General features: G+C 72.6%; 11 protein-coding genes (1 of these 11 running past the window's edge). 5 read left to right on the top strand and 6 right to left on the bottom strand.

Features of this window, described 5'->3' with window-relative positions:
- From CTJ15_RS17580 to CTJ15_RS17590, 3 genes are all read right to left on the bottom strand, one after another.
- Positions 1–952, bottom strand: the 5' portion of a protein-coding gene (locus tag CTJ15_RS17580; protein ID WP_226945975.1) for a PotD/PotF family extracellular solute-binding protein. Its footprint begins 206 nt before the window's first position; the window shows 952 of its 1,158 coding nt (coding positions 1–952); the start codon lies at positions 950–952; its stop codon lies beyond the left edge, outside the window.
- Positions 953–1,211: 259 nt separating this feature from the next.
- A complete protein-coding gene (locus CTJ15_RS17585; RefSeq protein WP_075822742.1) occupies positions 1,212–2,513 on the bottom strand; it encodes a PotD/PotF family extracellular solute-binding protein in 1,302 nt (433 codons plus the stop codon).
- A 111-nt stretch (positions 2,514–2,624) separates the two neighbouring features.
- Positions 2,625–3,671, bottom strand: coding sequence for an ABC transporter ATP-binding protein (locus CTJ15_RS17590; protein ID WP_075822743.1), 1,047 nt, complete (start codon positions 3,669–3,671; stop codon positions 2,625–2,627).
- 516 nt (positions 3,672–4,187) lie between these two features.
- Here CTJ15_RS17590 and CTJ15_RS17595 point away from each other — a divergent pair.
- The 5 genes from CTJ15_RS17595 to ftsY all read left to right on the top strand — a co-directional run bounded on the left by CTJ15_RS17595 (position 4,188) and on the right by ftsY (position 9,831).
- Positions 4,188–6,425, top strand: a complete 2,238-nt coding sequence (locus CTJ15_RS17595) for a cation-translocating P-type ATPase (RefSeq protein ID WP_226945976.1) — start codon at positions 4,188–4,190, stop codon at positions 6,423–6,425.
- Positions 6,412–6,795, top strand: coding sequence for a MerR family transcriptional regulator (locus CTJ15_RS17600; protein ID WP_019461122.1), 384 nt, complete (start codon positions 6,412–6,414; stop codon positions 6,793–6,795). Before CTJ15_RS17595 ends, CTJ15_RS17600 begins: the two co-directional genes overlap by 14 nt.
- A complete protein-coding gene (locus tag CTJ15_RS17605; RefSeq protein WP_019461123.1) occupies positions 6,792–6,989 on the top strand; it encodes a heavy-metal-associated domain-containing protein in 198 nt (65 codons plus the stop codon). Before CTJ15_RS17600 ends, CTJ15_RS17605 begins: the two co-directional genes overlap by 4 nt.
- A gap of 138 nt (positions 6,990–7,127) precedes the next feature.
- Positions 7,128–7,943 (top strand): diaminopimelate epimerase, encoded by an 816-nt coding sequence (dapF, locus tag CTJ15_RS17610; RefSeq protein WP_099781774.1) that lies wholly within the window; start codon positions 7,128–7,130, stop codon positions 7,941–7,943.
- A 169-nt stretch (positions 7,944–8,112) separates the two neighbouring features.
- Complete coding sequence (gene ftsY / locus CTJ15_RS25350) at positions 8,113–9,831, top strand: signal recognition particle-docking protein FtsY (protein ID WP_338129623.1); 1,719 nt, start codon at positions 8,113–8,115, stop codon at positions 9,829–9,831.
- A 16-nt stretch (positions 9,832–9,847) separates the two neighbouring features.
- On the opposite strand, the gene CTJ15_RS17620 is transcribed toward ftsY, so the two are convergent.
- The 3 genes from CTJ15_RS17620 to CTJ15_RS17630 form a co-directional block, all read right to left on the bottom strand.
- On the bottom strand, positions 9,848–10,048 hold the full coding sequence (locus CTJ15_RS17620; RefSeq protein WP_099781775.1) for a hypothetical protein: 201 nt from the start codon (positions 10,046–10,048) through the stop codon (positions 9,848–9,850).
- Positions 10,049–10,325: 277 nt separating this feature from the next.
- The gene (locus CTJ15_RS17625) at positions 10,326–10,877 is read right to left on the bottom strand and encodes an NUDIX domain-containing protein (RefSeq protein WP_075822579.1); all 552 of its coding nucleotides are present in this window, start codon (positions 10,875–10,877) and stop codon (positions 10,326–10,328) included.
- Between the two features lie 133 nt (positions 10,878–11,010).
- A complete protein-coding gene (locus tag CTJ15_RS17630; RefSeq protein WP_126281911.1) occupies positions 11,011–11,235 on the bottom strand; it encodes a hypothetical protein in 225 nt (74 codons plus the stop codon).

The following is an 11,235-nucleotide window of genomic DNA, read 5'->3' on the forward strand; positions in this document are numbered from 1 at the left end:
CCATCTGCTGGCGCGCCGTCTCGGGCACGGAAGGATAGTAGCCCTGGCGCAGCAACGTGGCCCCGACCCAGCCGGACAGGAACCAGTTGATGAAGTCATAGGCCGCGTCCAGCTTGCGCCCTTCCAGCGTGCGCGGGATGCCGAGGCCCAGCCCCCAGCCGCGATAGCCCTCCTTCAGCGGCTGGAAGACGCAGGGGATGCCCTGCGAGCGCACCTTGGTCACGGCGGGCGACCACATCGACTGGATCACCGTCTCTCCGGAGCCCATCAGGTTCACGCTCTCGTTGAAGTCGCTCCAGAACGCCCGGAACTGCCCCGCCCTCTTCGCCTCCGTCATCAGGCCGAGCGTGGCGTCGATCTCGGCCTTCGTCATGTTGCCCTTGTCGGCATAGGTCACCTTGCCGATGGCCTCCGCCACCATCGCCGCATCCATGATGCCGACCGAGGGGCTGTTCACCAGCGCAGCCTTGCCCTTGAACTCCGGATTCAGCAGCTCGGCCCAGCTTCCGATGGAGCGGCCGATCAGGTCGGGGCGGATGCCCAGCGTATCGCCGTTGCAGTTGATGGGGATCAGCGACATCCATTCGGTCGGCCCCGTGGCGAAACCCTTGCTGCGCGCCCCGGTCAGGAAGGCGGTCTTCTTCGGCGCGCTGCCCTGGTCGCCGATCCTGCGCCCGGCCACCTCGCCCCGGGTGAAGAGCGGCGCGATCCTCTCGGCCATCTTCACCCGCTTGACCTCGATGCCGGCCATGTTGCCGGAGGGCATCAGCTGCCGCACCGCGGAGAAGTCGGTGTCCACCAGGTCGAAGGTGCTGGGCTGCGTCACCACCCGGCGTACGATGTCCTCATGCACCCCCGTGGTGTATTCGAGGGTGATCCCGGTCTCCTCCTTGCAGCGCTGCGCGATGGCCTGGCTCTGGTTCACCCCCAGGCCCAGGTAGCGCAGCGTCACCGGCTCCTGCGCATGCACCGCCGGGGCGCCCAGGGGGGCGCCAAGCGCCGTGGCACCCCCAGCAGGCCCCGCAGCACCGGGCGCCGGCCGATGCCGGAAGCACGCTTCATCTGGCTCACGTCATCCATGGCAGATCTCCCGCAGCCGCGCGGCCCGATCGCCGCGCGCCGATGCCGTGAGAACCGGAACCCATCCCCGATGATTTCTTGTCGGACGGAGCGGCCCGGCAGGCCGCCCCGCTCCAGCCCATGCCGCCCGGTCAGGCGGCGATGAACTCGTTCCACTTGCGGATGAGGTAGGTATTCTCGTCCATCACCGCGTTCCAGCAGGCGACCCGGCCCATGCGCTGCTCGTAGGAGCCGCCGTCGCGCACCGTGCCCGCCTTCTCCAGCAGCGAGCCGTCCGGCGCCTTGATGTCCTGGGCCGCCGGCTTGCCCTCCATCCAGTAGGCCCACTCATAGGGCTCCATGTTGGCCTTGGCCGTGCTGAGCACCGCCGAGTAGTAGCCCTGGCGGTTCAGGAAGGCGCCGGCCCAGCCCGACAGGAACCAGTTGATGAAGTCATAGGCCGCATCCAGCTTGCGCCCTTCCAGCGTGCGCGGGATGCCGAAGCCTGAGGCCCAGGCGCGGTAGCCCTCGCGCAGCGGCTGGAAGACGCAGGGGATGCCTTGCGAGCGCACCTTGGTCACGGCCGGCGACCACATCGACTGGATCACCGTCTCCCCCGAGGCCATCAGGTTGACGCTCTCGTTGAAGTCGCTCCAGAAGGCCCGGAACTGCCCCGCCTTCTTGGCCTCGGTGAGGATGCCGAGGGTCTTGTCGATCTCGGCCTTGGTCATGTTGCCCTTGTCGGCATAGGTGTGGGCGCCCATCGCCTCCACCACCATCGCCGCGTCCATGATGCCGATGGAGGGGATGTTCAGGATCGAGGCCTTGCCCTTGAACTCCGGGTTCAGCAGCTCCTTCCAGCTCTCGACCGGACGCTTGATCAGGTCGGGGCGGATGCCCAGCGTGTCGGCGTTGTAGGTGGTGGGGATCAGGCTCATCCACTCGGTCGGGCCGTCGGCGAACTCCTTGGAGTTGCGGCCCTTCAGGAACTGCACCTTCTTCGGCGCGGTGCCCTGCTCGCCGATCTTCTTGCCGTCGATCTCACCCTTGGTGAAGACCGGGGTGATGTTGTCGAACTCCTTGATCCGCTTCGCCTCGATGCCCTGCAGGTTGCCCGAGGGCGCGACGCGCTTGGCGGAGAAGTACTCCATGTCCAGCAGGTCGAAGGTGTTGGGCTGCGTCACCGCGCGGCGGATCACGTCATCCGTCACCACCGGGATGTACTCGATGGTGATGCCCAGGTCCTGCTTCACCTTGGCGGCGATCTCGGCGCTCTGGTTCACCGCCGTGCCCAGGTAGCGCAGCGTCACCGGCTCCTGCGCATGCACCGCCGGGGCGGCCAGGCGGAAGGCGCCGGCCGCGGCCAGGCCGCCCGCGGCGCCGAACAGCGTGCGCCGGCCCAGCGTCCCCAGGGCGCCGTGGGGGTTCGCCCCGTTCTTCTTGCTTTCACTCATGAGCCTTGCTCCTCCAGGGTGGGGGCTGCCCGCCACCGTGTCTGCATCGGGGCCACCCGGACCGCCTGGCCGGGATGGCGGAAAAATCGCGCCGCCTGCAGCGTGCGCCGCTCAGGCCGGAAGCGCCTGGCCGTGGGCGGGCACGCTCAGCCGGTGCGCGTCCGTGCCGCTCCAGCCGACCGTCACCGCCTCGCCCTGGCTCAGCGGCGCGGCCTCGAAGGCATCGTCGGACAGGATGGCGGTCATCTCCGGCAGGGTGTCGCGATAGGCGCCATCCCCGGCGAGGCGGAGCTGCACGAAGCTGCCCTGGTACTCGACCATGGCGACCCGGGCCGGCAGCCCGTCCCTGCCGTTCTCGGATGGCCAGCCACGCGCCACCTGCATCCGGTCGGTGCGCACCGCGAAGGGCCCGCCCGCGCCCGGCAGGTCGATGACGTTGTGGCCGCCGATGAAGCGCGCCACGAAGGGTGTCGCGGGGCGCGAGAAGACCGTGCGCGGGTCGTCCGCCTGCTCGATCCGCCCGGCATTCATCACCACGGCGAGGTCGGAGAGCGCCATCGCCTCCTCCTGGCTGTGGGTGACATGGATGAAGGTGATGCCGAGCTCGTTCTGCAGCCGCTTCAGCTCCGCCCGCACCTGGATGCGCAGGAAGGGGTCGAGCGCCGAGAGCGGCTCGTCCAGCAGCAGCACCGAGGGCTCCGTCACCAGCGCCCGGGCAAGGGCCACGCGCTGCTGCTGCCCGCCCGAGAGCTGCGCCGGCAGGCGGGTGGCGTATTTCTCCATGTGCACGAGGCGCAGCATGGCCTCGGCCTTCGCCCGCCGCTCCGCCTTGCCGATGCCGCGCATGCGCGGGCCGAAGGCGACGTTGTCCAGGCAGTTCAGGTGCGGGAAAAGCGCGTAGCTCTGGAACATCATCGCCGTGCCCCGCGCCGCCGGGGCCAGGCCGCCGACGTTGCGCGGGCCGATCAGGATGTCGCCGTCGCTGATGTCCTCATGCCCGGCGATCATCCGCAGCGTGCTGGTCTTGCCGCAGCCCGAGGGGCCGAGCAGGCAGCAATAGCTCCCCGCCGGGATGCGCAGGTCGATCCCGTCCACCGCCACCGCCCCGTTGGGGTAGCGCTTGGTCACCTTCACCAGCTCGACACTCGCCCCGCGCATGAGCCCCCAGACCGATCCATGTCCCCGCCGCGAGGAACGCAAGGCCCGTGCCACCGTCATCATTCTCCGGAGAACCCTGGGCGTTGCGCCTGCCGCCACCCCCGGGGGAGGCTCCGCCTGCCCCCGGAACTCCCACCGCCGGGGACATCGTATGTCCCCAGTCCCCACCTTGAGTGGGTGGAGGTGGCAAGGTCAGCCGGTGGCGTGATCCCAGGGAGCAGGTGGATCAGGAGGTCGCCCGGAAGAAGTGAAGGACACCTTGTCCGCACTCGCGGCATCCGCGGCTTGCCGGAGAGCATCGCTTCCGGCGCGATCCGGCGGCAGCGGGAACCAGCGACGATGGTCCCAGGGCACACGCTGTCCTGGCGGACAGGGGTCCCGGAAGCGAAACCCTGCCGGCGCATTGAACATTTCTTAGGCAATTCCTGCCGCAATGACGCCTGCGCAAGGCAAGTATGCATCGCATCCCGGGAAGAGGCTTGACCTTCCCGGAGAGGGAAGCCCCACCTCTTGGCCATGCCAGACGACCTTTCCGCCCACACGGCCAGCACGTCCCAGGGCACCGGACCCGGCCTCGACCTCCTGGTGGAGGGGATGAGTTGCGCCTCCTGCGTGCGGCGGGTGGAACGCGCGCTCACCAAGGTTCCGGGCGTGGAATCGGCCCAGGCGAACTTCGCCACCGGCCATACGCGGGTGCGGCTGCGGCCCGGCGCCGACCCCGCCGCGCTGGAGGAAGCGCTGGACCGGGCCGTGGAGAAAGCCGGCTATGCCGTGCTGCATCCAGAGCCGGAAGCCGCCGGCGCCACGCCTCCGCGCCACCGGATGGGCTGGCTGCGCCCCACCCTGGCCGGGCTGCTCGCCCTGCCCTTCCTTATCGGCATGATCGGTATGGGGCTGGGCCGCGACTGGATGCCGCCCCCCCTGGCGCAGTTCGTCCTGGCCACGCTGATGCAGTTCGGCATCGGCGCCGGGATCTACCGCAAGGCCTGGGGCGCGGTGCGGGACCTCACCGGCAACATGGAGCTGCTGGTCGCCATCGGCACCACGGCGGCCTGGGCGCTTTCCACCGTGCTGATGCTGAATGACGGGCACCATCTCTATTTCGAGGCCTCGGCCCTGGTCCTGGCCTTCGTCTCGCTTGGCCGCTTCCTGGAGGAACGCGCCCGCAACGCCGCCGCCGGGGCGGTGGAAACGCTGCTGAAGCTGCGCCCCGACACCGCCCTGCGCCTCGACGGCCAGGGGCGGGAGGAGGAGGTGCCCACCGCCCGGCTGCGCCAGGGCGACCGCATCGCCATCCGCCCCGGCGCCCGCATCCCCGCCGATGCGCTGCTGGAGGAAGGCGAGGCCGGGGTGGACGAATCCGCCCTGACCGGCGAGTCCCGCGCCGTGGCCAAGAGCCCGGGCGACGCCCTGGCCGCCGGGACGGTGGTGCTGGACGGACGGCTGGTGGCCCGCGTCACCGCCACGGGCAAGGACACGCGCCTCGCCCGCATCGCCGCGCTGGTGGAGGAGGCGGGCAGCAGCCGCGCCCCGATCCAGCGCCTGGCCGACCGGGTGAGCGCCGTCTTCGTGCCGGTGGTCCTGGGCATCGCCGCCGTCACCTTCCTGGGCTGGCTGCTGGCCGGGGCGGCGGCGCAGGTGGCACTGCTGCATGCGGTGGCGGTGCTGGTGGTGGCCTGCCCCTGCGCCCTGGGCCTTGCCACCCCCGCCGCCGTGGTGGCCGGCACTGGCGCCGCCGCCCGCGCCGGCATCCTGCTGCGCGATGCCGAGGCGATCGAGCGCGCCCGGGGCCTTTCCGTGGTCGCCTTCGACAAGACCGGCACGCTGACCGAGGGCCGGCCGCGCCTTGCCGCGCTGGTTCCGGCGGAAGGCGTGGCGCGGGAGGAGGCGCTGCGCCTCGCCGCGCGGCTGCAGGCGGGCAGCGAGCATCCTCTCGCCCGCGCCGTGCTGGACGAGGCCGGGGGCACGCCGCGGCCGGCGGAATCCTTCCGCGCCCTGCCCGGACGCGGGGTGGAGGGCGTGGCCGAGGGCCGCCGCCTGCGCCTGGGCAGCGACCGGCTGCTGCCCCAGGCTGGCGCGCCGGAGCCCCTGGCCGCAGCCTCGGCGGAACAGGCGGCGCACGGCTATTCGCAGTCCTGGCTGATCGAATCCGGGCCGGAGGGCGAGCGCGTGCTGGCCCTGCTGGGCTTCGAGGATGCCCCCCGTGCCGGTGCCGCCGAGGCGGTGGCGCGCCTCCACGCCCTGGGCCTGCGCACCGCCATGCTGAGCGGCGACAACGAGGCAGCCGCCCGCGAGGCCGCGCGCCGCTTCGGCATCGACGAGGTCGCGGCCCGGCTGCTGCCGGAGGACAAGGCCACCCGCCTCGCCGCCTGGCATGCCGAGGGGCGCCGCGTCGCCATGGTGGGGGATGGGGTGAACGACGCCCCGGCGCTCGCCGCCGCCGATCTCGGAATCGCCATGGGCGGTGGCACCGATGCCGCCTTCGCCGCCGCGCACCTGGCCCTGCTGCGCCCCGATCCGCGCCTCGTGCCCGCCGCCCTTTCCGTGCTGCATGCCACTTGGCGCACCATCGCGCAGAACCTCGGCTGGGCCTTCGCGTTCAATACCCTGGCCATCCCCGCCGCGGCGCTGGGCGGCCTGTCGCCCGCCCTGGCGGGTGGCGCCATGGCGCTGTCCTCGCTGACCGTGCTCGGCAATGCGCTGCGCCTGACGCGCTGGAAGCCGGAAGGGGAGACCGCGCATGAACATCGGTGAGGCGGCCGCCGTCAGCGGCCTCAGCGCCAAGGCGATCCGCCGCTACGAGGAGGCCGGGCTGATCCGCCCGCGCCGCCTCGCCAATGGCTACCGCAGCTACAACGAGCGCGATGTCGCCGCCCTGCGCTTCGCCCGCCACGCGCGGGAACTGGCCTTCCCGCTGGTCGAGGTGAAACGCCTGCTGGAGCTCTGGAGCGACGGCAGCCGCGCCAGCGCCGATGTCCGCACCATCGCCCAGGAGCATATCCTGGCGCTGGAGGCCAAGGCCGCCTCGCTGCAGGCCATCGCCGGCAGCCTGCGGCAACTCGTTTCCTGCTGTCGGGGTGATTCCCGCCCCGACTGCCCCATCCTGGAGGAACTGGCAAAATGATCGAACTGACCGTGAAGGGCATGGACTGCAACCATTGCGTCCAGTCCGTGACCGAGGCGGTGAAGAGCGTGGACCCCGCCGCCAAGGTCGAGGTGGACCTGTCGACCGGCCGCGTCCGCGCCGAAACCGAGGCTGGCCGCGCCCGCCTCGCCGAGGCGATTCGCGCCGAAGGCTACGAGGTGTCGGAAGGCTGATCCGGGGAACATTCCGCGGGCATCGCCGCTCGGCCTATTCCCGGGGCGGCGATGCCTTCCCGGTCCGGTCCCGCCCATGGGCCGGAAGCGCGATGCCCCAGGGTTCCGCCGCGCGGCGCGCAAGCCTATATCGCTGCCGTGCTTATTCCCTTCCGCAAGATGCACGGACTCGGCAACGACTTCGTCGTGCTCGATGGCCGTGAGCAGCCCCTGCCCCTGACGCCCGCGCGCATCGTCGCCATCGGCGACCGCCGCCGGGGCGTGGGCTTCGACCAGCTCGTGGTGCTGGAGCCTGCGCCGGAGGGAAGCGACGTCTTCATGCGCATCGCCAACCCGGACGGTTCCGAGGCCGGGGCCTGCGGCAACGCCACGCGCTGCGTCGCCAGCCTGCTGATGGCCGAGAGCGGGCAGGAACACGTCACCATCCGCACCATCTCCGGCGCCCTGCCGGCGAAGGCGCTGCCGGACGGGCTGATCCAGGTGGACATGGGCCCGCCGCGCCTCGGCTGGCAGGACGTGCCCCTGGCGCGGGAGGCCGACACGCTGCGCCTGCCGCTCTCCCTCGGCCCGGTTTCCGGGCCCGCGGCCTGTTCCATGGGAAACCCGCATGCCACCTTCTTCGTCAAGGATCTGGCGGCGATCGACCCGGCGGCCCTGGGCCCGGCGCTGGAGCACGATCCCTGGTTCCCGGAGCGGGCCAATATCGGCTTCGCCCAGGTCCTGGCTCCGGATCGCCTTCGCCTTGTGGTCTGGGAGCGTGGCGCAGGGCTGACCCTGGCCTGCGGTTCCGGAGCCTGCGCCACGCTGGTGAACGCGGCGCGGCGTGGGCTCACGGGGCGGGAGGCCACGGTGTCGCTGCCGGGCGGCGACCTGCGGATCGCCTGGCGGGAGGATGGGCATGTGCTGATGACCGGACCGGCCGAGACCGCCTATCGCGGCGAGATCGAGATCTGAGGCGGCCCCGCCGGGAACGGTCCCGGCGGAAGCGACCGGGTCGCTTCCCGTCGTTCCAACGGCCCGGGCAGCCGGTCCCGTCCTCCGGGCCCGTTTGTCCGGGGCCATCATCGAGACACCGCCCCTTTCCAGGCCCAAGGGCCGGGGCGGCAGGGGAGGCAGGAATCGCATGGCGCTGAAGGATCTCTGGAACCGGCTGACCGGCCGCGCGCCGGCCACGGAAGCCCCGCCCGAGGGCCCACCCCAGACCCCCTCGCATGACGGGTTGCCGGAACCCTTCGAGCCTCCGCCGCCCCCGGATGCGGTGGGGATCGATGTCTGGTCCAACCCCCTCCCCGCCGTGGCGCCGGAGGGCGGCGTGCCGCTGGAGGCACTGGACCCGGCCGCCGCGGCCGAGGAGGAGGCGCAGGCCAGGCTGGCGCAGACCCCGCCACCCCTGGGCCCTCATCCGGACCACGGCCTGCCCACGGCCTTCGCGCCGGGAGCGGCGGCACCCGGCACCCTCTCTGGCCCAACCCCCTCTGGCCTAGCCCCCGGGGCCGGGCCGGCCTCCGTTCCGGTGGCCTATGCGCCACCGCCGCCCCCGGCCGTTGCCGCGCCGCCTCCCGCCCCGCCCGTGGCCTATGTGCCGCCCGCGGCACCCGCCGCCGTGCCGGCGCCCGCGCCTGCCGCGCCGTCCGCTCCGGCGGCGGCCCCGCCATCCGCCTTCGCACCGCCTGGCGCGGCCGCCCGTCCTGCCACGCCGGTTTCGCCGCCGGTTCCCGGCTTCCTGTTGCCACCCGTCCCACCGCCCGCCGTGGCGCGGGCCAGCGACCCGGTGCCGGTGCCGCCGCCGGTCCGGGAACCGCCGCCGCCCATCCCCGTCCCGCCGGACGAGGAGCCGGATGTGGAGGAACCGCCTCCCGCCGACATCCCCGACCTCCCCCCGGCGGAGGAGCCCACCACCCCCTCGCCGGTCCGCGAGCCGCCCGCCGGCTTCTTCGGCCGGCTCAAGGCCGGGCTGCAGCGTTCCACCCAGCGGCTGACGGAGAACCTCACCGGCCTCTTCACCAAGCGCCCGCTGGACGAGGCGGCGCTGGAGGACCTGGAGGACACGCTGATCACGGCGGATCTGGGCGTCGCTGCCTCCCGCCGCATCGTCGAGGGCTTCCGCCGCACCCGGTTCGGCAAGGAGGTTTCCGACGAGGAGGTGAAATCCGCCCTGGCCGAGGAGATCACCGCAATCCTCGCCCCGGTCGCCACGCCGCTGGTCCCGGCGCCGGGCACGAGGCCCTTTGTGGTGCTGATGGTCGGCGTGAACGGCACCGGCAAGACCACCACCATCGCCAAGCTCTCCGAGCAGTGGCGCGGCGAGGGCCGGCGGGTGATGCTGGCGGCGGGCGACACCTTCCGCGCCGCGGCGGTGGAGCAGCTTCAGGTCTGGGGCGACCGCACCGGCGCCCCCGTGGTGGCCCCGGCCAAGCCCGGCGCCGATGCCGCCGGCCTGGCGCACGAGGCCCTGGACCGTGCCGTGGCCGAGGGCATGGACGTCCTGCTGATCGACACCGCCGGGCGGCTGCACAACAAGGCCGGGCTGATGGAGGAGCTGCGCAAGGTGGTGCGCGTCCTGAAGCGGAAGGACCCCGCCGTGCCGCACGCCACCATCCTGGTGCTGGACGCCACCACCGGCCAGAACGCCATCCAGCAGTGCAAGGTGTTCCAGGAGATGGTGGACATCACCGGCCTCGTGGTCACCAAGCTCGACGGCTCGGCCAAGGGTGGCGTCGTGGTGGCCCTGGCCCAGGAATTCGGCCTGCCCGTCCACGCGGTCGGCGTGGGCGAGAAGGCCGCCGACCTCCGCCCCTTCGATCCGCGCGACTTCGCCCGCTCGCTGGTCGGACTGGCCTGAGCCGCCCCCGGCCCCTTCAGTAGCTGAAGGGCACCCGCAGCCGGGCGCCGGGCACGATGTCCCGGAACTGGTCCCTGCGCCGGGCCAGGTCGTCCTCGTCGATGCTGGGATTGCTGCCGGGCACGCGCTGCGGCTCGAAGAGATCGGGTCCGAAGGACGGGCGGTTGTCGGCGCCCTGGTCGCGCGGGCGCGGTGCCTCCATGTCGCGATTCGGCATCGGCGCGATGTCGTAGGGCCGGGTCGTGGCGGGGGGAGGAGCCGGCGGCGGTGCCTCCTGCTGCGCGGGCGGCGGTGCCCGGCGCCTCGGGTCGCGGCGCGGCGGCGGCTTCCGGCGCGGTGCGGCGGGGGCTGGGTGGCGGAAGGCCTTTCGGGCGCGACCCCGCTGGCTGCCGCCGGAGGCGGCGGCGGCGCGGCCCCTCCCTCGGGCGCCTGGGCCCAGGCGAGCACCGGCATGGCGAGAAGGAGAAGCGGCAGGATGCCGCGCGCCACGCCTCTCATGCGGCGTCTCCCGGCAGGCCGGCCGTGCCGCGCGGGTCCTCCGGCGGATTCTGGACGGCCATGGGCAGGGGTCCCAGCCGCGTCGCGTGCCAGCTCCGCAGCGCCCAGCGCACCGAGGGGAAGGCAAGCTCGTTCCAGGGGATCTCCTCCCAGCCGAAGCGGCGGACCTCCAGGCTCTCGGGTCCCGCCGCGAAGCCCGGCTCTTCCAGGCGGGCCCGGAAGAGGATCTGCACCTGGCCGATCCGGGCGATCGAATAGACCGCCAGGATGCCCTCCAGGGCGATCCGGGCCTGCGCTTCCTCCCAGGCCTCGCGCGCCGCCCCTTCGGCCGCCGTCTCGCCCAGTTCCATGTAGCCGGCCGGGATGGTCCAGAAGCCGCGCCGGGGCTCGATGGCCCGGCGGCAGAGCAGCACCGAATCCCCGTCCAGCGCCACCACCGCCCCGACCACGATCTTCGGGTTCTCGTAGGCGATGAAGCCGCAATCGGCGCAGGTCAGGCGGTCGTGCTCATCGCCCTCGTGTCGGATGCGTTCGAAACGGCCGGTCATGGCGCAATCATGTGGCCCGGCCCCGGCCTCGGCAAGGCAGGCCGGGCCTCACGCCGGAAGCTGTGTTGGCCCTTGGGGAAGGTCCAGCCAGGGGCACCACCGGTCCTGCCCGCGCTGGTGGTGGAACCCGGCGTCAGACCCGCAGGTCGAGCAGGCTGCCGCGCGGCGGCGTCCCGCCCTGGGGCGAAGCCGCACCGCTGCCCGCCTCCACGCCGCGCGACTCCGCCATCCGCCGCTGCACCGGGGTGGCCTGTTCCACACCGGCGCCACGGCCGGGCGAGACCGCCGGGACGCTCGCGGCGGGTTCGCCACGGGCGAGACTCTGCGAGAAGGCGGCCAGGGAATTGAACGCGATCAT

This window comes from Roseomonas sp. FDAARGOS_362 (genome assembly GCF_002754815.1).
Taxonomy (GTDB): Bacteria; Pseudomonadota; Alphaproteobacteria; order Acetobacterales; family Acetobacteraceae; genus Roseomonas; species Roseomonas mucosa.

Bases quoted from the DNA above. Each gene is read 5' to 3' on its own strand.
- CTJ15_RS17585 (WP_075822742.1), bottom strand. From the start codon at position 2,513: ATGAGTGAAAGCAAGAAGAACGGGGCGAACCCCCACGGCGCCCTGGGG.
- CTJ15_RS17590 (WP_075822743.1), bottom strand. From the start codon at position 3,671: ATGCGCGGGGCGAGTGTCGAGCTGGTGAAGGTGACCAAGCGCTACCCC.
- CTJ15_RS17595 (WP_226945976.1), top strand. From the start codon at position 4,188: ATGCCAGACGACCTTTCCGCCCACACGGCCAGCACGTCCCAGGGCACC.
- CTJ15_RS17600 (WP_019461122.1), top strand. From the start codon at position 6,412: ATGAACATCGGTGAGGCGGCCGCCGTCAGCGGCCTCAGCGCCAAGGCG.
- CTJ15_RS17605 (WP_019461123.1), top strand. From the start codon at position 6,792: ATGATCGAACTGACCGTGAAGGGCATGGACTGCAACCATTGCGTCCAG.
- ftsY (WP_338129623.1), top strand. From the start codon at position 8,113: ATGGCGCTGAAGGATCTCTGGAACCGGCTGACCGGCCGCGCGCCGGCC.
- CTJ15_RS17620 (WP_099781775.1), bottom strand. From the start codon at position 10,048: ATGCCGAATCGCGACATGGAGGCACCGCGCCCGCGCGACCAGGGCGCC.
- CTJ15_RS17625 (WP_075822579.1), bottom strand. From the start codon at position 10,877: ATGACCGGCCGTTTCGAACGCATCCGACACGAGGGCGATGAGCACGAC.
- CTJ15_RS17630 (WP_126281911.1), bottom strand. From the start codon at position 11,235: ATGATCGCGTTCAATTCCCTGGCCGCCTTCTCGCAGAGTCTCGCCCGT.